This window comes from Desulfoluna sp. CLI2B, from assembly GCF_056847375.1.
The window spans coordinates 2,350,198-2,372,002 of sequence record NZ_CP186557.1; the positions used below are offsets into that span (position 1 = coordinate 2,350,198).

General features: G+C 57.2%; 20 protein-coding genes and 1 pseudogene. 5 read left to right on the forward strand and 16 right to left on the reverse strand.

All coding sequences use genetic code 11. The annotated features are described in order from the left end of the window. Window positions 1-71 precede the first annotated feature (71 nt). Both fusA and ACOYW2_RS11225 read left to right on the forward strand, forming a co-directional pair. Window positions 72-2,129 carry an elongation factor G gene (fusA, locus tag ACOYW2_RS11220; RefSeq protein ID WP_482770456.1) on the forward strand — a complete coding sequence of 686 codons (2,058 nt, stop codon included), beginning with the start codon at window positions 72-74 and terminating at the stop codon, window positions 2,127-2,129. 97 nt (window positions 2,130-2,226) lie between these two features. After that, the gene (locus tag ACOYW2_RS11225) at window positions 2,227-3,567 is read left to right on the forward strand and encodes a pyridoxal phosphate-dependent aminotransferase (protein WP_482770457.1); all 1,341 of its coding nucleotides are present in this window, start codon (window positions 2,227-2,229) and stop codon (window positions 3,565-3,567) included. Between the two features lie 95 nt (window positions 3,568-3,662). On the opposite strand, the gene ACOYW2_RS11230 is transcribed toward ACOYW2_RS11225, so the two are convergent. The 16 genes and pseudogenes from ACOYW2_RS11230 to ACOYW2_RS11305 all read right to left on the reverse strand — a co-directional run bounded on the left by ACOYW2_RS11230 (window position 3,663) and on the right by ACOYW2_RS11305 (window position 18,233). After that, the gene (locus ACOYW2_RS11230; protein WP_482422997.1) at window positions 3,663-4,130 is read right to left on the reverse strand and encodes a PilZ domain-containing protein; all 468 of its coding nucleotides are present in this window, start codon (window positions 4,128-4,130) and stop codon (window positions 3,663-3,665) included. A 26-nt stretch (window positions 4,131-4,156) separates the two neighbouring features. Next, a complete protein-coding gene (locus ACOYW2_RS11235) occupies window positions 4,157-4,624 on the reverse strand; it encodes a PilZ domain-containing protein (protein WP_482416256.1) in 468 nt (155 codons plus the stop codon). A 96-nt stretch (window positions 4,625-4,720) separates the two neighbouring features. Continuing rightward, window positions 4,721-7,102: a GspE/PulE family protein gene (locus ACOYW2_RS11240; protein WP_482770458.1), complete on the reverse strand. Its 2,382-nt coding sequence runs from the start codon at window positions 7,100-7,102 to the stop codon at window positions 4,721-4,723. 39 nt (window positions 7,103-7,141) lie between these two features. Beyond that, window positions 7,142-7,522 carry a hypothetical protein gene (locus tag ACOYW2_RS11245; RefSeq protein ID WP_180144937.1) on the reverse strand — a complete coding sequence of 127 codons (381 nt, stop codon included), beginning with the start codon at window positions 7,520-7,522 and terminating at the stop codon, window positions 7,142-7,144. A gap of 34 nt (window positions 7,523-7,556) precedes the next feature. Further along, the gene (locus tag ACOYW2_RS11250) at window positions 7,557-8,594 is read right to left on the reverse strand and encodes a response regulator (RefSeq protein ID WP_482416254.1); all 1,038 of its coding nucleotides are present in this window, start codon (window positions 8,592-8,594) and stop codon (window positions 7,557-7,559) included. 86 nt (window positions 8,595-8,680) lie between these two features. Then, window positions 8,681-9,685: a hypothetical protein gene (locus ACOYW2_RS11255; RefSeq protein WP_482770459.1), complete on the reverse strand. Its 1,005-nt coding sequence runs from the start codon at window positions 9,683-9,685 to the stop codon at window positions 8,681-8,683. A 163-nt stretch (window positions 9,686-9,848) separates the two neighbouring features. Then, window positions 9,849-11,021, reverse strand: a complete 1,173-nt coding sequence (locus tag ACOYW2_RS11260) for a HAMP domain-containing protein (protein ID WP_482770460.1) — start codon at window positions 11,019-11,021, stop codon at window positions 9,849-9,851. A gap of 136 nt (window positions 11,022-11,157) precedes the next feature. Then, a complete protein-coding gene (locus ACOYW2_RS11265; RefSeq protein ID WP_180144923.1) occupies window positions 11,158-11,619 on the reverse strand; it encodes a DUF8082 domain-containing protein in 462 nt (153 codons plus the stop codon). 18 nt (window positions 11,620-11,637) lie between these two features. Next, window positions 11,638-12,186, reverse strand: coding sequence for a hypothetical protein (locus ACOYW2_RS11270; protein ID WP_482770461.1), 549 nt, complete (start codon window positions 12,184-12,186; stop codon window positions 11,638-11,640). Window positions 12,187-12,188: 2 nt separating this feature from the next. Continuing rightward, window positions 12,189-12,809, reverse strand: a complete 621-nt coding sequence (locus tag ACOYW2_RS11275) for a GTP-binding protein (protein ID WP_180144918.1) — start codon at window positions 12,807-12,809, stop codon at window positions 12,189-12,191. Between the two features lie 62 nt (window positions 12,810-12,871). Further along, on the reverse strand, window positions 12,872-13,267 hold the full coding sequence (locus ACOYW2_RS11280) for a roadblock/LC7 domain-containing protein (RefSeq protein WP_180144915.1): 396 nt from the start codon (window positions 13,265-13,267) through the stop codon (window positions 12,872-12,874). Window positions 13,268-13,685: 418 nt separating this feature from the next. After that, window positions 13,686-14,556: pseudogene (locus ACOYW2_RS11285) on the reverse strand (phosphoribosylaminoimidazolesuccinocarboxamide synthase). A 290-nt stretch (window positions 14,557-14,846) separates the two neighbouring features. Next, window positions 14,847-15,182 carry a PilZ domain-containing protein gene (locus ACOYW2_RS11290; protein ID WP_482416250.1) on the reverse strand — a complete coding sequence of 112 codons (336 nt, stop codon included), beginning with the start codon at window positions 15,180-15,182 and terminating at the stop codon, window positions 14,847-14,849. 149 nt (window positions 15,183-15,331) lie between these two features. Beyond that, window positions 15,332-16,495, reverse strand: coding sequence for a cyclic nucleotide-binding domain-containing protein (locus tag ACOYW2_RS11295; protein WP_482770462.1), 1,164 nt, complete (start codon window positions 16,493-16,495; stop codon window positions 15,332-15,334). 118 nt (window positions 16,496-16,613) lie between these two features. Beyond that, entirely contained in the window at window positions 16,614-17,222 is a 609-nt protein-coding gene (locus ACOYW2_RS11300; protein ID WP_482770463.1) for a GTP-binding protein, read from the reverse strand. Between the two features lie 90 nt (window positions 17,223-17,312). Continuing rightward, window positions 17,313-18,233 (reverse strand): hypothetical protein, encoded by a 921-nt coding sequence (locus ACOYW2_RS11305; RefSeq protein WP_482770464.1) that lies wholly within the window; start codon window positions 18,231-18,233, stop codon window positions 17,313-17,315. Window positions 18,234-18,993: 760 nt separating this feature from the next. On the opposite strand from ACOYW2_RS11305, the gene ACOYW2_RS11310 reads away from it, so the two are divergent. From ACOYW2_RS11310 to dtd, 3 genes are all read left to right on the forward strand, one after another. After that, window positions 18,994-20,205 carry a Tex-like N-terminal domain-containing protein gene (locus tag ACOYW2_RS11310; protein WP_482770465.1) on the forward strand — a complete coding sequence of 404 codons (1,212 nt, stop codon included), beginning with the start codon at window positions 18,994-18,996 and terminating at the stop codon, window positions 20,203-20,205. Between the two features lie 97 nt (window positions 20,206-20,302). Further along, window positions 20,303-21,259 carry a helix-hairpin-helix domain-containing protein gene (locus ACOYW2_RS11315; protein WP_482770466.1) on the forward strand — a complete coding sequence of 319 codons (957 nt, stop codon included), beginning with the start codon at window positions 20,303-20,305 and terminating at the stop codon, window positions 21,257-21,259. Window positions 21,260-21,353: 94 nt separating this feature from the next. Beyond that, window positions 21,354-21,794, forward strand: a complete 441-nt coding sequence (dtd, locus tag ACOYW2_RS11320; protein ID WP_482416246.1) for a D-aminoacyl-tRNA deacylase — start codon at window positions 21,354-21,356, stop codon at window positions 21,792-21,794. Window positions 21,795-21,805 lie beyond the last annotated feature (11 nt).

Here is a 21,805-nt window from a genome sequence, read left to right on the forward strand (position 1 = left end):
ATGTAATTCAGGAGAAGAGACAGTCACATAGACATAGGCTTGAATCATTCACATATTGAGGAGGTTGTTTAATGAAGTTATCTTCTGATAAACTGCGTAACGTCGCTCTGGCAGCCCATGGAGGTGCAGGCAAGACATCCCTTGCCGAGGCATTGATTTTCAACGCGGGCGCAACCAGCCGACTTGGCCGTGTGGAAGAGGGCAACACCGTGATGGACTACTCGGAAGAAGAGCAGCGCCGCACCGCGTCCCTCAGCAGCGCCTTTTTTCAATATGAGTGGAAAAAACACATCATCAGCCTCATCGATACCCCGGGTGACAAAAACTTCTTCTCCGACGCCAAAACCTGCATGCCCGCAGCCGACGCTGCCGTCATCGTCATCGACGCCTGCACGGGCTCCGATATCCGCACCGAACAATCCGCACAATTTGCAGGTGAAAACGCCATCCCGACCGTCTGTTTCATCAACAAACTCGACCACGAGCGTGCCGACTTCAGGCAGGCCTTCACCAGCGCGGTGGACGCCCTTGATCCCAAGCCTATTCTGATTCAACTCCCCATCGGGGAAAAAGACACCTTCACCGGTGTCGTGGACCTCATCGCCAACAAGGCCTACAGCCTCAAAGACGGCAAGGCCGAGCCCATGGACATCCCTGCGGACATGGCCGACGATGTGGAATCCGAACGAGCCGAACTCATTGAAAACATCGCCGAAGCAGATGACGAGCTCCTTGAGCGCTATCTGGAAGGCGACGAAATAAAAGACGCAGAGCTGGTGGCCGCGCTCAAAACCGGTACCAAAAACCGTCAGTTCATGCCGGTTCTCTGCGGGGCGGCCACGGCCAACATGGGCGTGACCCTCCTGGCCGACTTCATCGTGGACGGCCTGCCCAGCCCGCTGGAGCGCGCCCCCTTCCCCACCACGGACGGAGAGGGCGTGGCCTTTGACCCAAGTGCCCCCTTTTCAGGGTATGTCTTCAAGACCATTGTGGACCCCTACGCGGGCCGCCTCTCCCTGATCAAGATCGTTTCCGGCTCCCTGGGCAAGGACGGCACCGTCTACAACACCGACAAGGACAGCAAAGAGCGTTTCTCCCAGCTTCTCTACCTTGCCGGAAAAGACCAGAAGCCCATCGACCATGCCGAAGCCGGTGCCATCGTGGCTGTGGCCAAGCTCAAAGAGACGTTCACCGGAGCCACCCTGTGCGACGAATCCCGCAAGGTGATCCTCAAGCCCACGGACCCCATCGCCCCGGTAATCTCCTTTGCCGTGGAGGCCGCCAACCAGGGAGACGAAGACAAGGTCTTCTCCTCCCTCTCCAGGCTCCAGGAGGAAGATCCCTCCCTGGGCCTCGACCGTATTGCCGAAACAAAAGAGATCCTTTTGAACGGTATGGGTATGGTCCACGTGGAGGCCACCATTGAAAAGCTCAAGCGGAAGTTCAACCTCGAAGTGGTGATCAAGCCCCCCAAGGTCCCCTATAGAGAGACCGTCCGCAAAAAAGTCCGTGTCCAGGGCAAACACAAGAAACAGACCGGCGGGCACGGTCAGTACGGGGACTGCTGGATCGTCCTGGAGCCCCAGCAGAGAGGCGACGGCTTTGAATTCGTGGACGCCATTGTCGGCGGGGTCATCCCCAAGACCTACATCCCCGCCGTGGAAAAAGGGATTGCAGAGGCGTCCTCCAAAGGGGTCCTCGCCGGTTTTCCCTGTGTGGACTTCAAGGTGACCCTGGATTACGGCTCCTTCCATGCCGTGGACTCCTCGGAGATGGCCTTCAAAATGGCCGGATCCCTGGCCTTTCGCAAGGCGTGCGAAGAGTCCGGCGGGGTGCTTCTGGAGCCTGTCATGAACGTGGCCGTCATCGTTCCCGATGATTTTACCGGCGACGTTATGGGGGACCTCAACTCCAGAAGAGGACGCGTCCTCGGCATGGACAGCGAAGGCAAATACCAGGTGATCAACGCCCATGTGCCCATGGCCGAGATTCTCACCTACGCCCCGGATCTCAACTCCATGACCGGTGGACGGGGCACCTTCACCCGGGAATTTTCGCACTACGACGAGGTTCCCGGGGATATCGCCAAAAAAGTACTTGAAAAGATTGCGGCGGAGCAGGAAAATTAGCTTCGCTTGAATGTTTCTGAATAAGAAACGGCAGAGGATGCGGTTCACCCGTATCCTCTGCTGTTTTGTTTTTGAGAGAGGAAGAGACTTTAAAAAAATGAGACGAAATATTGTACATGTCGGATCCGGGCAGCTCACCTACGAAATCCGAGAAATCGTAGCCGTGGCCAACGAACTGGCAGCACTGGGCGTCGACATCACCTGGGAAAACATCGGAGACCCTGTGGCAAAGGGAGAGTCCATCCCTGACTGGATCAAGGAGATCATCACCGATCTCGTGGGACAAGACGACACCTACGGCTATGTGGCCACTCGGGGCGTTTCCAAGACCCAGCAGTTCCTTGCCGAATGCGTCAACAGCCGCGGAGGCACACAGATCACCAAAGATGACATTGTCTTCTTCAACGGACTGGGCGACGCCGTGGCCAAGATTTTCGGGTTCCTCAAGCGTGAAGCCCGGGTCATCGGCCCCTCCCCCGCCTACTCCACCCACTCCTCTGCCGAGGCGGCCCACTCGGGCTACAACCACCTCACCTACGAGCTGGACCCGGAGAACGGCTGGCTGCCGGACCTGGAGGACCTGGAAAACAAGGTCAAATACAACGACGCCATCGCAGGCATCCTCATCATCAACCCGGACAACCCCACGGGCGCGGTCTACCCCCGGGAGGTCCTGGAAAAGATGGTGGACATTGCACGGCGACACCGTATCTTCATCATCTGCGACGAGATCTACTCCCACATCGTCTACGACGACGCCTCCACGGTTCACCTGAGCGAAGTCATCGGCGAAGTCCCGGGCATGGCGCTCCGCGGCATCTCCAAAGAGTACCCCTGGCCCGGCGGTCGGTGCGGATGGCTTGAGGTGTACAACCAGAACAGCTACCCCATGTTCCGTCAGTACATCCAGAGTATCGTCAACGCCAAGATGCTGGAGGTGTGCTCCACGAGCCTTCCCCAGCACTCCATCCCACTGGTCATGGGCCACCCCAACTACCGGGGACACCTTGAGATGCGCCGGGACATGTTCCACCGCCGGGCCGACGAAGCCTACGACATGCTCAAGGATGTGGAAGGTATCTCGGTCATCAAGCCCAAAGGGGCCTTTTACATGTCCGTCCTCTTTGATGACGGGGTTCTGAACAGCGACCAGACCCTTGCCATCGGCGACGAACGCGTCCGAAGCTACATCGAAGAGAAGATCGAAAACGTGGAAGTGGACAAGCGCTTCGTCTACTACCTGCTTGCCGCCACCGGCATCTGCGTGGTTCCCCTCACCGGATTCTGCTGTTCCCGCAAGGGATTCCGCATCACCCTCCTTGAAACCGACGACGACAAACGCCGGTGGACCTTCCAGACCGTGGCCGACAGCATCCGCGCCTACCTGGAGTCCAACCGAGGCTCCGCCGGTGATGAGGCGTGCCGACTGGCCGTGTAAAAGAACAGGCTACCGGCTTTAACAACAAAAGCCCCTCGGACGGAAACGATTTTCCGTCTTCGAGGGGCTTTGTTGGTTTAAGGGCTTTCGGGATTTTAATGAAACTCGATATAAAGTCCCAGCTTGCCGTAGTGCTGGGTGGAGTCAAAGGCCATGCCCACCTCCAGGTCGCTGATGCTGCGAATGGTGCCGTACTTTTCAATGAGGGAGTGCTCCCTGTCGTCCAGGTGAAACGCCAGCTCCACCCGCATCCCCACCTCCAGGGGCACCGAGGTCACCAGCCGAACCCGCAGACCCGACTGGGAGATGTCCGTCACCGTTCCCGACAGGTTGTATCCCCGCTCCTGGACCTTGCAGACCACCGGCAGTTCTACATCCTTGCGGACAAACTGCCGCCGTTCGAGCTGCACATGAAAGCTGTGGCCGCAGGTGCACCGACACCGGATCTTTACATGACTCTGGACCCCCATGAAGGTGGAGACATCCTGTTCCTTCACCCGATGACACGATGGGCAGGTGATAAACGCCTGGAAATCTTCTTTCACAAGAATCGTAGCAAGCATGGTTTCCCGTCCTCACCGGCCGGAAGTCATGAAAACATAAGATACTGGCCGATTTTGTCGTATTTTTCTATTTCGGTGAATTCAAGGCCCAGGAACGGGCCGTTGATGCTTCGGACCACCGCTGTTTTGCTGATGAATGAGCGATCTTTATCGTCGAGGTTGAACTCCACGTGAATAATATCTTCAATGGCAAAGGGAAAAGCCGTGTTGACCCGGATCCGGCACCCGGAACGGGACAGGTCCTTGACGGTCATGATGAATTTGCGGCCGTCATGGGAACCGAAGGCCACCCCGGACAATTCGAGGGATTTGCGGTAGTACTTTCGCCGCTCGATCACCACGGAAAAAACATGACCGCATTTGCAGGTGCACTTGATCCTGAGTTGCGCCTTGGCGGTCAGGAGCTTGGAGATATCCGTGGTCCGGGATCGCTCACAGACAGGGCACACAAAGGTTGCCGTGGTGCTGGTTCCGAGAAATATTTTTTCTGCCATTGCCTTGCCTTTTATTTGGAGGGTCGAAGTCCCGAGGCACCCTGACACGCATTACCCCAGCTTCACTGACCTTCTCTGGGTCCCGGTACAGCGCCGTTAACTGACGCACACCCTGCGGATCTCCGCAACATCGGTGACGCCGTCCAGCGCCTTGACGAGGCCGTCCTGAATCAAGGTCGTCATCCCCTGCTCTGCGGCCACACGGAACAACTCGTCGGTGTGGGCGGCCCGCTTGATCATCTGCTTGACCTCAGGAGAGCCGTACATCAATTCATGGATGGCAACCCGGCCCTTGTAACCGGAGCCGGAGCAGACCGAGCATCCCACGGGCTTGAAAAGGCGCATGTCCGAGGAATACCGGATCCCGGTTTGCTCAAAGGCCTCCTTACCGTAAAGTTCCACGATACGGTCAAACTCGTCCCGGTCCGGGGTGTACTCGTCCCTGCAGTTGGTGCACAGCCTTCGGACCAGCCGCTGGGCAAGGACCCCCTGGAACGCATCGGAGAAGTTCAGGGGGTTGAGCCCCATGTCCAGAAGCCGGGTTACCGTCTCCGGGGCACTGTTGGTATGAAGGGTGGAGAGAACCAGGTGGCCGGTGAGGGAGGCTTCGATGCCGATGGAGGCGGTTTCGTGATCCCGCATCTCGCCGATCATGATCACGTCCGGGTCGGCCCGGAGAAAGGCCCGCATCACCCGGGCAAAATCCAGGCCGATCTTTGCCTTGCACTCCACCTGCCGCAGGCCGGGCTGGGTGATTTCCACGGGATCCTCAGCGGTCCAGATCTTGATTCCGGGCTTGTTGATGTGTGCCATGGCCGCATGGAGGGTGGTGGTCTTTCCCGACCCAGTGGGCCCCACGCAGAGAATCAATCCGTAAGGCTGGGCGACGATCTTTTTCAGGATCTCCAGGTTGCGGTCGCTGAGCCCCATCTGGTCGATTTTCATGGCCCCGGAGTCTGCCAGGATACGGAGCACCGCATCCTCAAACCCGCCTGCCGTGGGCAGGGTGGCCAAACGCAGCTCAAAGGGCTTCACCCCTTTCCTCTTGAACTTGATCTTTCCGTCCTGGGGAAGCCGCCGTTCGGCAATGTCCAGATGACTCATGATCTTCAGGCGGGAAAGAATCCCCATGGCGTTGGAGATGGGCACCTTGAGCACATCCTGGCACACGCCGTCGATGCGGTAGCGGATATGCACCTTCTTGGAGTGGGGGGACGGCTCCACATGGATGTCCGAGGCCCCTTTCCGGTAGGCGGTGATGATCACCTGGTCCACCATCTTCACGATCTGGCTCGACGACTCGGAGAGGGACGGATCCGCCTCCTGATCGTCCGGTATCTCGTCCACCTCTTCCTCGAACTCCACGTCGAGCATCATGTCGAAGTCGCCGTCTTCCTCTCCGGGCCCCTCTTCGGTATGGCGGTCGGAATCGTAGAAGAACTTGATCACTTCGATGATCTCTTCCCGTACACCCACGGAGTATCGGATGTGCTTGGCACTGAGAAGGCTGTAGATGTGGTCCGTCTTTTCAAGGTTTTTCGGGTCATCAATGAGAACTTCCACCACCCCGTCGGTCATGTCCCATGACAGGGGCACCCAGCTGTTCTGGATGAGAAAGCTCTTCTTCAGCTTCCCCAGGAGCTCCACGGGGATGGGAATATCGGTGCCGAATTCCACAAAGGGACACTCGTAATAATAGGAGAGGGATTTGCCGAGCTCCTCTTTGTCCACATACATGTCTTCAATGAGAATGGATTCGCAGCTTTTCCCGGTTTTTCTCGCAAGGTTGAGGGCGTTCTGCAACTGAGCGGTGTTGACCTGATCCGTCTCCAGGAGGTAGCCGTAGCGGGATTCGTAACTCCGCGCTCCCTTGATCCCCTCGACCTGGGCATCCAGCCCGGTGTAGCCCGCATCCAGCCCGCGGACATCTTCGTAGAAACCCATGGCCTCGTCGCTCTTTTCGAGCTTTTCCATCTCCAGCCCGAACCGGAAGAGAATATCGGCCGCCGCTTCCTGGGTCACGTTGTTCGTCTCTATGAGTTCAAGGACCTTTTTGCGAATTTTGGATACGGCATGAAGCTGCATCAGGACGTCGGCAAGCTGGGGCACCAGCTTGGCCACCGGATACTTGGTGTTGAGAAGTTTCAAAAGCTCGCCCAGGGCTTCCCGCTGCAGGCCGAGTTCTTTAAAGGCGTGGGCGCTCTCCAGGATCTCATCGGCGCTGTCTTCGGACCAGGAGTTCTTGATGGCGCTGAGCTCCTGGCTGCTGAGTTCGATGACCTCATCGTCGTCATCCAGCTCGGCCGCCTTTGTCTTCAATTCGCCAAGCTCCATCCCGATGAAGTCGTTGACCTCTTCGTCGAGGTCACCGTCGTATGCATCCAGAATTGCCGTATAAACGGCAATGGACTCACCGTAGAGACCGTGTTTTTTGTAGGCTTTGGCGGTATCGATTTTAGACTTCAGCTGTTTTTCCAAAGCGTATCCTCGCAAATTTGCCGCACACCTTCAGGTGCACTACATTTTAAAGAAACGACCGAAACCTCGTGTCTTGCGACTTTTATCCATATCGGTTGAAATAAGATCGCACGTCATGCGAACCATGGCGGCCACGCACCCGGGGGCCATGAGGATATAAAGGATTCCGTCGACGGTTCGACGGTAGTAGACTCGCAGGGCATCGAACAGGATCTCCCCTTCCGTGGCGCCGTCCACCAGGGGAGCCATATCGCGCCACCGCATTTTCTCCGCAAGAAAAGCCCTGGCCTCGCGACACTCGTGCTCGCTGCCACCATGGGACTCGGAAAGTTCGGCAACCAGGGGCTTTCCGGCGTCGCTGATGTAAAAAACCCCCTGAACCCCGTCGATGCTGAACAAATCATCAAAATGGTTTGCCATATCCACCTGAATACATAAAAGATTATAATCTGATTCACACGTCCAGTACAGCGTCAATTAATGATTCTTTCTGGACCTTTGCTCCCACCACCAGCCGGGCCGGGACCCCGGCTCCCATCACCACCATACGCTGATCGGTTTCCCGATTGCTCAACACCGCCTTGAGTGGCCCGGCCCCCAGAATGTTTCCGAACATCTGCAGAGCGGCCATCTTATCCGTCAACTCCGGAGCCCAGGCTGCCGACTCCACGGCATCGGAGTTACCGCTTGCCTTGACGACCAGTTCCCTAAGGCGCTCCAGTTCATCCGGGGAGCCGCCCCGGTCACCATCCACAGGATCACCGGTGGATGCATCCCTCCCCTGGTCAGCAACCTGACCCGGCGAGCCGCTTCCCATCTCATCCTTCAGCCGCATGGCGTCCAACAAAATCGCCTGGAGCTCACCCTGGATCCCTTTCCGGGTGAGAACACAGGAATTTTCGATGAGCAGGGTTACCCGTTCCCATCCCAGGACGCGATAGGCGGCCTTGTTGCCTGTCATGGGGCCGTAGCGTGCATTGAGGATGTCCCCGTCACGAAAAAAAAGGACGCCCTGGGTGCCGGTCATCTCGTTGACCACCCGGATGGTGCAGGTCTTGGCTTCCATCTCGATAAGCTGCAGGAACATCTCCAGGGAGGCATTTTTCAGGGTGCCGCCCCCGGCCTGCTCCTTGAAGATCTGGTCAATGGTCCGAACCAGATCCTCAACCACCAGCGGCTTCGTAAAATAGGCCCGTGCCCCGTAGCGCATAACCGCTTCACGGGTTTTGGGCTTATCGAAACTGGTGACGACAATGGCGGGGACATCGGGAAAAAACCGCCGGATTTTTTCCAGAAGCCCGTACCCATCGACATTGGGCATCTGGAGATCCGTCACCACAAGGGCAATGGGGCGCCGCTTCAAGAGCTCTACAGCCTCAGCGCCGTCGGTGCACGTAAGGACCGCATACCGATCCTTCAGCTTGGAAAACAGCTTGTGGATGAGGTTGAGAAAAGGCTGGTTGTCGTCCACGACGAGAATCTGTCTGACCATGGTGTGACCATCCTGTGTTTCCCCTGCCCCCCATGGGGGAAGGGATAAAAAAGATACCGGCGTCGGGCTTTCAATGGGGCAAGGCGTCAGACAACCGCTTTAAACGCATCGATCTCCCGTTGATACTGTTGGCGCCAGGTTTTCAGGTTCTGTTGAAGCTCCATGCCGAGCCCACGCTCCAGGGCCAGCTCCCGAAGACACTCGGTCACCGCCGCCACGACCCGCTGGACCTTGTCGGTCCCTGTGTAGGTAATGGAACCGCCCTGGTAGCTGAACTCCTCGGTAAACGGATCCAGGAACTCATACCGGGATACTTTTTCGAGGAATTTCCGCTTCAGCACCGTATCAAACGGGTCGGCCTGCTCCTTGACCCCGGTATAGGTCTGCTCGAAAACCCCCAGGAGGACCTCCAGCATCTCCACGGCATTCTGCCCCTGTCCTCCTTTGCCCTCACCGGGGACAGGTGCCCTGTCCTTCAGGCAGTCGTCGCTGAGCCGATGGATCTCCATCTGAACCCGCTTGATGGCAATACGGGTCCGGCTGTTTTTGGCGTTGGCCATGATGCGCCCGAGCTCCTGGTTCGGGTCCCGGAGAATGCCGCCGCTCTTACCCAGCACCGCTCCGGCGATCTCTCCCATGATGACATGCACCTGGTCCGCCTTCCCCGAAGGGTTCAGCACCTCGATCAAACCGGTGAACCGGTCCTGGGTAATTTTCTTCATGAGCGCCTCCAGGTCCACGGTGGAGGAGGTCAGGTTTTTGTGGATCAGCGCCGCTTCGTTGAGGTTGGCCCAGTATCCGATGCTCTCATCCGGGATCTCGAAGACCGAGAGGGTGTGCCGGGCCTCATCGGCCATGCGCAACAGCTCGTCAAGGGCCGGCTGCCGATCCCTGTCCCGGCCGTCGATGCAGGTATGGGCATTGATCAATGCCCCCTGGTCAAAAAAAACGACACCTTCCGATGCGGGTGCCCGCATGATGACACAGCCCGAGGGCAAGGCATTTCGAAAGTGATCGACAAACCGCCTGATGCGTATGTAACCGGTGTGCAGGTTGCTGACCACAGGGGTCTCTCTGGGAATGACTATCATAGATCAATCTCACTGGTTGGACAAACAGTCTTGCCGTCCCTGACGGCTGCAATCACGGGACGCCGCCCCGCATCAACACAAACGGGAGCATCTCAGGTGACGTGGAAAAACAGCCGTTCTCCGCCTGGTCTCTGCTCCCGCTGATAACACCCGTATGGAAACGCTACCGCTTTTTGCGGAGCCGTTCAATGGAAAATCGCAAACTATCCTGCATGCGCGTTACCGCCTCGGCCAGACTGCCGATCTCATCACGGGATTTGATATCGATGACCACATCAAGCTCCCCGACGCTGATCCGGTCCGCCGCATCCGTCAGCATCTGGATGTTGGAGGTAAGCCGGTAGCCGTAGATCATGATGGACAGGCCGATGAAAAGGATCACCACAGCGATGAACCCGATGGTCATCTTCTGTGTGGCTTCGGTGAGGCCGGTGGCACTCTTTTCAATGAGCTGAATAGGCCCGGTAAAGTCTTCGATGAAGGTGGTACTCAAAATCAGGTAGGGGGTCTGCTCAATGGGCTCCACGGCCATGAACTTCTCTTTTTCCGTGTTGTCCGCACTGACCGTTCGGTAGTACCCCTTGATGCCCCGCCCCCCCTTCATGGCCTTGAACACCTCTTCAAAGCTCTGATAGCCCAGGCCAAGCTCTTCCTTCATTTTGCCCAGGAGAGGCTTACCCAGGTAGGACTCGTTGCGATGGCACCAGATACGGTAGCCCGTCTCTTCATCCTGATCCGGGGCGGGGATCTCGATCAAGGCTGTAAACCCTTCGGTGCCGACATCCTGAACCGCAATATCCCGCATGTCAAAGTCGTAGTAGAAGTCGTCTTTGTTCAGGTCCGGGTTGTTCCGAAGAAAGATAGAACACTGGGAGGCCACGCTCTTGGCTTTATTGACGATGATCTCCTCGGCCATCTGGCGCACCACGCCGGTGCTCTCTCCGGTGATGTTATTGGCAAGGGTGAGCATCTGGTACTGGGTAAAGGCGCTGCTGCCGATGAACAGCAAAATGGGAATCCCGAAAAAGAGAAAAAACATCTTGGTCCGCAGGCCGAACCCCTTGTACGAGGTCTTTTTCTTTCGGGCCACGCGGGGACCGTCCGCCGTTTTCTCTTCAGGGGCAGAATTCTTGGAGACAACCTTCAGGGGGGGAGTGGCCGGAGATGCAGGAGCCGCGTCCGACTCAGGGGAATTTTCGCTGACGGGCACCGACTGGATAGGCCCGGAGCCTTCTCCGACAGCGACCTCTTCTTCCCCGGGAGGACGGATGGTAATGATGTGTTCACACACTTTGCATTTGATCTTGATGCCATCCGGAGTCTTGATGTGGTTCATCAGTTTTCCGGGGTCCAGATGGTAAATCTTCCCGCACTCTTCACATCTGGCGACAGTCCCTGTACTCCTGACTGTTGAAATCTCGTTGGGGATTGTCACCGTTGGAATTGAGGTGCTCTGGCCTGCAGTGGGTCCGTCAGAAATTCTTTAGCCTCGACAACAGGACCTGCTGGAACTCCGCTCTCTTTTCGTCCCGGGGGATTTCCCGGGCCAGGGCGTCCACCAGCTCAGCCGCACGTGTCAGGGGGATACTTTCACGATCAAGGGCCATCTCCTGAAGAAGATCCTCAAGGAGGATCTCCGCCATGGGCCCCATGGCCTTGGAGAGCTGATCCGTAAGAAAAGGGTAAAAATCACCCGACAGGGTCGGCACCGAAGAGACCACCTCCTCAATGAGGCCGAGATGGTCCAGGCGAATCAGGACATCCCGGATATCGGACAGGGTCAGCCCGAGTTCTCCGGCAAGCTCAGCGGTATTTTTTTCACCGTTGAGCTGCATCAGCAGGGTGAGCATGCGGCTGTCCAGCGACACCTCACCCAGGTCCTCTCTGACGGCTCGCCGGTATACGGACGACGCGATGTTTCCTTTTAAAACCATGGCAACCTGCACTTGCTCCTATTTCCGTTTCACCAACCGAGCGATCTCTTCTCGAACCGCCTGACGAATAAAGGCCTTCACCTCATCGGAAAGCCCGACCCCTGCCCTGCCCGAGGCAGATGGCTTTGCCGCCCCGTGCTGGGCAATGAGCCCCTTGAACCGCTTGAACTCACGCACATGGTACGCCGCCGAGCGGTTTTTCTGCTCTTCGGACATGTCGGAGCCCACGGCCGCTTCAAAGCTGTCGAAAAGGGATTTCAAAAACGAGACGGTTTCGGGATGGGCGGCGGCTTTTTTGGCTTTCAGGTAGCGACCGATGGTGTCGAGGAGTTTGATATAAATGGTCAGGGCCTTGTCGTCGCAACAGCTGCCCCCGAGGCGTTTCAACTCCTGCAGGTAGGCATCGAGGTTTTTGTCCCCGATCTCCCACTCCATCTCAAGGATCACGGCCTTGAGGGTTTCCAAGGGATCCCCGGACGTCTCCGGCTTCCGGGCCGGACCGTCGTCGAACAGCTCGTCCAGGCGGCTGTCCAGCTCTTCGTTCATGGATGAACCGTTTATCGTCATTGTTAAACACTCCCTCCGAGCTCAAGCTTTTCGCGAATGGACATCACCGTCATGGAGATGATCCGCTTCATGGTCACCGCCACGTTATCGCCGTTCACGGCACTGGCTGTGTAGTAGGGTGCTTTGAGGCTTGTGTTGAGGTCTTTTTCCATCACCTCCACGGGCAGGACCGGGATTCCCTCGGATTCCAGATCCCGCTTATTGTACTGCATGACCAGTGGGATGGTTTCAATGTTCTTGTTGAAGGAGACAAGGTTTTCCGCCAGGTTTTCCAGGGAACGGATGTTCATCTCCTGCCTCAGCGTCATGGAATCAGCAACAAACACGATCCCGTCCACACCGCGCAGCACCAGCTTTCGGGTGGCGTTGTACTTTACCTGCCCCGGTACGGTGTAGAATTGTACCTTAATGGTGTACCCTTTGATCATCCCGATGTCAAAGGGCAGGAAGTCAAAAAAAAGGGTGCGGTCGTTGTAGGTCTTCACCGTCACCATTTCACTCTTGATCCTGCTTCGGAACTTTTCGTTGATGTACTCCAGATTTGTGGTCTTGCCCCCCCTGCCCGGACCATAATAGACAATCTTAACTTGGACTTCACGTTTTTTTGGATTTATCAGTGCCAAACCATTAACCTCTCTGATACATGATTGCCCGGATTCTCTAACATGCCGGCGGTCCGACGCCTCTAAACCAGGAGGTCCCGGATCCTGTCGTTTGCCTCGTTGACTTTCAAGCGAAGAAATCCCAGGGACACATCTTTTCCGAAAATGGTCAGGAGAAGCAAATCGGTTCCAATTTTACTGAAATGAATGCTGTCGCTTTCTCCCTTGTGGAACAACAGAGAAAACTCTTCCTCTCCGATGATGTTGGCCATGGCACTGACCGCACCGAAATTCGCGGCAGCAAGGGCCGCAAGCGAATACACGTCGTGTTGGCACCGACCGTTGTCCAGGTTGACAATCACGTTGCCTGCCAGGTCGATAAGCACAACGCTCTGAACACCGAGTTCAATGAGCTCTTCATTCAGAACATCTTCAATGGATTCAAGCTGTTTTTTACTGAAATCAAAGGGAAAATCCATATTGGCGGGTCCTTCGCTCCGTATCTGTTGATGGGTTTCATGCCTGGCGGCAGTGCGTCTGGAATGTCTACAGGCAGAGGTTTCTTCTGTCGATATCAACCGGTTACTCGAACAGACCAGAAAACATTGATCCTAAGTAATAACAGGCAGATCCTATAACCCTATAGCTCATTTAAATTGATTAATCAATTTAAAACAAATGACAAACAGCGGATCAAGGGTTGATCCGCTGTTTGTTTTCTACGGCATATGTGTGTTCGGGAGGTTTTCCGGCAGAGGCCCTGAAGGAACCGATCCACCTCAATAACAAGGCACTCCGGCATCTGTAAGGACATACCGCACCCGGTGCGGGAGGAACCCCCGGCACGGGCAAGGAAAGGCGTCATGGGTCGTATGTCCCTCATGGGTACGATGTCCCTTAAGCCTTTCCCGTGAAGAGTTCGAGGGCTTCCAGGTATTTTTTGGACGTGCGCTCAAGCACCTCCCCGGGGATGGAGGGGCCCGGAGGGGTTTTGTCCCAGGTCAGGGTCTCCAGGTAATCCCGGACAAACTGCTTGTCAAAGCTCTCCTGGGCACCGCCGGGCTTGTAAGTGGCCTTGGGCCAGAATCGGGAAGAGTCCGGAGTCAGGACCTCATCGATGAGGATCAACTCCCCGTCGCAAATCCCGAACTCAAATTTGGTATCGGCGATGATGATGCCCTTTTCAGCGGCGACTTCAACCCCTTTGTTGTAGATGGCAAGGCTGATGTCCCGCACCTTTTCCGCCATGTCCGCTCCGATGATCTCGGCGGCCTCTTCAAAGGAGATGTTGATGTCGTGGTCCCCCACATCCGCCTTGGTGGACGGGGTAAACCAACGAGCGGCGATCCGATTCCTTCAGGCCTTCGGGCAGGGGAATACCGCACACGGTGCCGTCTTTCTTGTAGGACTTCCAGCCGGACCCGGAAATGTATCCCCTGACCACGCACTCCACCATCAGGGGCTTGGCTTTCCTGACGATCATGCTGCGGCCCCTGAGGGCTTCCGCGTGAGGCTTCAGGATCTCAGGGTACGCGTCCACATCCGCTGTGATCAGGTGGTTGTCGATGAGAGAGCGCATCTGCTCATACCAGTACAGTGAAATCTGGGTCAGAACCCGCCCTTTTTCGGGGATGGGATCGGGCAGCACCACGTCAAAGGCCGAGAGCCTGTCCGTTGCCACCATCAAGAGGGAATCTCCAAGATCATAGATATCCCGTACTTTCCCCTTCTGAACCAGTTGAACGCCTTCAAGATTGCTGGTGTACATACCATTACTCCATAAAGAAGATAAACTCGGTTTAAAAAAACATCATGCCCAGTGCAGGCCGGTATTTATGTTGCTTCACTGTATAGCACTTATTCAATAACAGGTAAATCCAAAGGTTTCAGGTCGGTGTTCCCCCTCAGGATGCGCGCAGATCCAGACAAAGAGACACTGAAAGCCGAGGCGACAGCCCCCCTCCCCCTGCATCGGCGGATGCATCCCGAAAAACCCGACCCGGGCCGTGGCATAAACTAAGGTAAAACGGGTCGTACCACAGGGTTTCCCGCCGACATTTACCCCTTCTGGAACCCCTCGATAAACTTCAGGAGGATCTCACGGTCCTTGTCGCTGTGCTCCCCGAAACGGATTCCGGATTCTGCCCGCCCGGTCTTCCCCGTGCGGGTGTAGGCCACGTCTCCGACAATCGCCACCACATCATCCCTGAACCCGATGTCCAGGTGAACTTTGTGGCTTGGATCAATGGGGACATGGGTCTCCAGAAGGATCCCCCCTTCGCTGACGTCAAGGGTTTTTCCCATGCCCTGCTGGACCACGGTGTTCTCCGCATTGACACAGGCGTAGGAAAGGAGGTTGGTCGAGTTGTAGCGTGTGTGTTTTCTTTTTTCCATGGGGGCAGTCCTGACGGTTGATGCCGGACACTCTTCGTCTGCAGGGAAAGGCCGGCACCCCTTCCCCTGCGTCAACACCATATCGCATGGATGCACCAGGGACCCTAAACCATCGGCAGGTTTTCAAAGGTCCGCTGCGGCATCGTAACTTACAAAATATTTCGAGAGGCCAGGTCCGTGATCAGAGACACACAGACCGAGGTGTACTCGATGATATTCTTGATAAGGTTCGGCGCTTTGTCATACTCAGCCATCAGCGCATCCGTGTCCAGAATGCTGAGTTTCAAATCCGGTGAGGCATACACCGAGGCCATGTCCGGTTCATGGGCATGCTTGAACATGGGCAGACGACCGATGAAGTCCCCCGGGCCCATGGCTCCCAGAAACACCTTTTCTCCCCCGTTCTCCTGGACAAGATAGGCCTGGCCTGCTTCGATGGAGAACATCTTGGTGACGTGGTCACCCTGGCGGACCACGGGCTTGATCTCACGGGGCAGCCCGGACATGGGCTTCCCGCCGTACTTCAACGCAACGGCCCGGTCCGAAATCATGGCAAGGCGGTGTTCAATCCCCCTGACCACATAGAGAAACTCTTCGGAGAGCCCGGCAAGGGCCGAGGTGAGCTGCCGGGTATCGATGACCCCCAAAAGGACATCCCCTTCAGCCACTGCCGTGGCCGAGCGGGGGTGGTCGGGACGCGTCAGGGAGGAGAGGTTCCCCACAAAGGCGCCGCTCCCCACACGGGAGACCACCACAGAACCCATGGAGGTGTTCTTCACGATCTTGACCACGCCCTCCAGCACCACCCAGATCCAGTTGCCGTGGCGACCCTGTTCAATGATACGGTCTCCGGCCCGAAAAGCCTCTTCATCGGCAAGGTACATGTAATCGGAGAACGCGGGCCCGCGAGCCACGGGCAGGTGAATGCGACCGGATTCATCCCGCATCTTGTCCCCGGTGTACTGAACGGGCCCCACCTTTTCGATCTCGCCCTCGTCCACCATCTTCAGGGCGTCCAGAATAATGGCCATGGCGGATTTCTGGATGACCCGGTTTTGGGGAAACTCCTCCTGCGACACCTCAAAGCCGCCCTCGCCCCAGCCAAACAGGGCGTACAGGGCATCCTCCCCCTCCCTGCCGTCGCAGAAAGCGTTAATGGGGTTGCCGTCGAGGACGTAGATCACGCCGGGTGTATCCACATACCGGCTGGAAAGCTTCACCACGCCGCTCTTGCCGTCGGCACTGAGAAGCTGCAGAAGATCCGCAAGGTCAAAAAAACTCAAATCGCCTGTCAGTACAGGTTGTGTACTCATCGTGCCCCGTATCGTCTTTCATCGGTTTACGGACAAAGAAACCGCACCATGGGCGCGGTCTCCATCAACCATTACTGCAATGTCGCATACCAAAGGCCAAGGGGCGACGCCCCGGCCCTTACTTGGCCCACTGCAACTCCTTGTGAAGAGATATCAGGGTCTGCTTCAGACACTCCTGAAGGGTCTTGCCCACACCGGTCCCCCGGGTGGCACTGGCTTCGAAACTCTTCACCTTGAGCTGGCGGTTGAGGTCCCTTTCCATCTGCTCTACGGACATGATGGGCACTCCCTCATCGGCAAGGTCCCTTTTGTTGTACTGGAGTACCAGGGGAATCCGCGTGATACTCTGACCGTACTCTTTCAGGTTTTGCTGAAGGTCTTTGAGGGAGAGCATGTTCTTCTCCCGGCGAACCGCCAGGGAGTCGGCGACAAAAACAACCCCGTCCAGCCCCTTGAGCACCAGCTTACGGGTGGAGCTGTACTTCTGCTGCCAGACATCAAGTTGGACACGCACGTCGCATCCGTTGATTTTGCCAAGCCCCATGGGAAGAAAATCAAAAAAAAGCGTGCTGTCCCCTTCGGTATCCACGGAGACCATTTCACCGGTCACCTGCTTTTTAAAGGCTTTGAATATGTACTCGAGGTTGGTCGTCTTCCCACACCTGCCGGGGCCGTAGTAGACAATCTTGCACTCAATTTCACGCTTCTGGATGTTAAATATGGCCATATGGTTCCCGCATTGTGGCAAATGGGCGTGGCCCATTTTGTTGTACCTGTTGAAAACGGATTGTCTGCATCACCCGCCATGCAGTGGGCGTTACATACTGTTGATACGGATATCCAGGCTGAAATCCCCCTTTTTCGGACCGGAGAGGATCTCGGTGTTGGATTCCACCACCGCAGCACCCTTAAAAATCGCAATGGGGGAAAAAAAGTCGACGTCGTGGATGGGCTTGCCTTTTCCCAGATACTCCAGAAGCGCCTTTTCGCTGCTCGCCACGATAAGGCTCAGCAGGCTCCCGGACTGAAAACTGACATCCAGTTCCACGTGCTGCCCCTCCATGGGCCCCCCTTGAAAATTGATGCCGATGGACGTGATGTCGATGATATCGTCGTCCACCGGAGCTGTAAAGTCCTCCTCCAGGGAAACCGCCCCGCCATCGGTGGCCATGGCGGCGATCGCTGCCAGGCCGTTCTTGAAGGCAGCCTGCATGAACTGCGTCAGGGAGGTATACTGCTCCGGAGTAAAAAAGCCCTGTGACCACCAGCGCTTCACCATGTCCACGGCCTCAGCGGCCTCGGAAAGCTCAAGATGGCACTTTACTGCGTTTTTCGCAGCCGAAAGGCTGATGCCGGGGCGGCGCACCAACCGCCGGAACTCTTCCAGGGCTTTTCGATGCTGACCGAATTTGGCAAGGGTGATGGCTTCGTTGATCTCTTTTTCATCGTCGCTCACCCCCTCTTCGGTCGTGGTGAAAAGCCGCTTGATCAAGTCCTGGACTTTGCTTGAAACTTCGGGGTTGACCCGGGACTGGTCCCACTTGGCAATGGCGTGGTCCAGATCTTCCCGTTTTTTCTCCACGGCTGCGATGAGGACGTCACGATTCTGGATGCGGGTCTGTTGTTGAAGAATGTCGATGACAAGGGTGTATTTTTTACGGGCTTCTCTCAAAAGGCGCTGAGACTTGTATAGCTCGGCCTCTTTGAGCAGTGATTTGACTCTCTCTTTGATATTCATTCAACGACCCCTGAAGGATAATAATGCTGTACCGCCAACCATGATACAGGTCGCATGTGAATACGTGAGTTGCACAGGGGTTGCATTTTCCCCTGAGGGTGCCCTTTTCCCGGCTGACATACCGTCAAACCGCATCAGGGACGCCGCAGGACCGGCCTGCCTGATTGCGACGGTCCAAAAAAGCCTGCATGGGGAACAGGTTAGGCCCTCCCGTCGGCCGCCGACCAGGCTGCCAAACTCACGTTCTGAAACAGAAATATTATTTTTTCAGCGCATTATGTCAACACATAAATTTCAAAATCCCTTGATAGATGGTGTGATTCAGCAGGTAAGGCGCATGGCCCCTCCTCGCGGTGGACGCCTCGCCATCAGGAAAATTCAATTGAAAATCCGATGCCTATCCTTTATTTCAGTAAAGTGCAGCTATTTTCCTACACCTTTTTATTATCTGCCTTACACAGGGAGGATGTCAAACACAAATGAGCAGCACGGACCATGGACCGCCTTTTCACCTGCGTTCTGCGAAAAGGGTTTTTCACGCCACCGGTTTCATGGTAACGATGACAGCCGACCATGGACAATGGCCCCGTGACGGATACGGATTCCACCTCCGTCCATGGACGCAGGCTCAGACCATAAACAAAACCGACAGCGCACAGGGCGCAGGGCTCTCCTCCGGGCGGGCCCCGAAGTGACGACACGGCGCCTTCGTGCCCGAGCCCTCGCATACCCCATTAACCTGATTAAACGGGTCAACTGAATGGACAACACAGCAATGATTGCCGGCCGACTGAACGTGTCGCCGGCCCAGGTCACCGAAACCCTGGCCCTCCTCGACCAGGGCGCCACCGTTCCCTTTATCGCCCGCTACCGTAAAGAGGCCACAGGCAGCCTCGACGAAGTGGCCGTCGCCGAAATACGGGACCTTTCGGCCCAGCTCAGAGAACTGGACGCACGCAAGGCGACCATCCTCACCTCCCTTGAAAAAAACGGGCACCTCACCGATGAACTGGAGGCACGGGTCCGGGCCTCGGACGCCCTGGCCGACCTCGAAGATATTTACCTCCCGTTCCGTCCCAAACGGCGTACCAAAGGCCAGCAGGCCCGTGAAAAAGGACTGGAGCCCCTGGCCGAGGCCATATTTGCCCAGACAGGTAAAGACCCGGACGCCCTGGCCCCGGACTTCATGGACGACGAAAAGGGCGTGGAGACCCCGGCAGATGCCCTGGCCGGTGCCGTGGACATCATGGCCGAATGGATCAACGAACAGGAGCCTGTCCGAAAAGCCCTGCGCGAGCTCTACGCAAAAAAGAGCACCATCTCCTGCCGCGTGGCCACAGGCATGGAAGAGAAAGGCGCCAAGTTCCGGGACTACTTCGACTGGAACGAACCCCTTCACGACGCCCCGTCCCATCGAATCCTCGCCGCCCGGCGCGGTGAGCGGGAAGAGGTCCTCAACCTCACCATCCGCCCCACCGAAGAGGATGCCCTCCAGATCCTGAACACCCTGCTCATCACAGGGGACGGCCCCGACTCCGCCCTGGTGCGCAAAGCCCTGGAGCAGGGGTACAAGCGCCTGCTTTCACGGGCCATGGAGACCGAAGCGCGGCTCCTGTCCAAAGAGCGGGCCGACCGGGAGGCCATCACGGTCTTTGCCGACAACTTACGAGAACTCCTCCTCTCCCCGCCCATGGGTGCCAGGCGGGTCCTGGGCATCGACCCCGGATTCCGAACCGGCTGCAAGGTGGTGTGCCTGGACAGCCAGGGCAAGCTGCTCCACCACGACACCATCTACCCCAACATGGGGGAGCACAAAGATAAAAAGGCCGCCGAGACCATCCTGAACCTGGTGAAGCGGTTCGACATGGAAGCCGTGGCCATCGGCAACGGCACGGCCGGCAGAGAGACCGAACGGTTCGTCAAAGGCCTGGGCCTGCCCAGGGAGATCATCGTCACCCTGGTCATGAAGTGAAGGGGTACCCATCTATTCGGCCTCCGAGACCGCCAGAAAAGAGTTTCCCGACCTGGACCTCACCGTAAGGGGCGCCGTCTCCATCGGCAGGCGACTCATGGATCCCCTCTCCGAGCTGGTGAAGATCGACCCCAAATCCATCGGCGTGGGCCAGTATCAGCACGACGTGGACCAGACCGCCCTGAAAAACTCCCTGGACGACACCGTGGTCAGCTGTGTCAACGGGGTGGGCGTGGACGTCAACCGGGCCAGTGCCGAGCTCCTCACCTATGTGTCGGGCCTCGGTCCCCAGCTGGCCCGCAACATTGTGGCGCACCGTGATGAAAACGGCCCCTTCGAAACCCGGAAGGCCCTTCTCAAGGTGCCCCGCCTGGGTCCCAAGGCCTTTGAACAGTGCGCCGGGTTCCTCCGCATCGTCAAAGCGCAAAACCCCCTTGATTCAAGCGCGGTTCACCCGGAGAGCTACGGGATCGTGGATGCCATGGCAAAAGACCTCCATGCGGACGTCTCCTCCCTCATCGGGCGCACCGACCTGAAGCAGGCACTGGACCTCTCCGCCTACATCACGGACAACGTGGGGCTCCCCACCCTCACCGACATCTGCGAGGAGCTGGCCAAGCCCGGGCGGGACCCCCGTGACGACTTCAAGCTCTTCAACTACCGGGAAGGGGTGGAGACCATGGACGATCTGGAGGAGGGCATGCGCCTTCCCGGCGTCGTCACCAACGTCACCGCCTTCGGTGCCTTTGTGGATATCGGCGTCCACCAGGACGGGCTTGTGCACATCAGCGAGATGTCCGATAAATTCGTCAAGAACCCTGCTGACGTGGTGAAGGTCCACCAGAAGGTGCAGGTGCGGGTCATCGGCATCGACAAACCCCGGAAGCGAATCTCCCTGTCCATGAAGAGCCCCTCCGAAGGCGGGTCTGCCCCCCAGGACAAAAAACAGCCCCCACGGCCGACAAAGCCCAAACGGCAGCCCAAGGGTTCCCAGCACAGGGAAGACAAGAGCCGCCCCTTCAACAACCCCTTTGCCGACCTCTTGAAAAAATAACCCCTGCCGGGCCTCTCTGCCAAGACAGGGTCCGGCCCCTTAATATGACGGCCCGCCACAGCGCGGGCCGTCACAGCCAGATACGGAGTATGGAATGCGAGCAGTGGTACAACGCGTCAGCCAGGGATCGGTTCAGGTGGAAGGTGAAGAGACCGGAGCCATCGACAAAGGGCTGGTGGTGCTCCTCGGCGTCGGCCGGGGCGACACGGAAAAGGAGGCCCGCTATCTGGCCGACAAAATTTCCGGCCTGCGGATCTTTGAAGACGAAGACGGCAAAATGAACCGTTCCCTCCAGGACGTGGGGGGCGCCATGCTGGTGGTCTCCCAGTTCACCCTCTACGGAGACTGCAGCAAAGGCCGACGCCCCTCCTTTATTGATGCAGCCCCGCCCGATGAGGCCGATGCCCTTTACAATTGCTTTATCGAAGCGGTGCGGTTCAAGGGGATCTCCGCAGAGACCGGGCGGTTCCAGACCCACATGGAGGTCTCCCTCACCAACGACGGGCCTGTAACCCTCATTGTCGAGAGCAAGTAGAGGCTTTAACC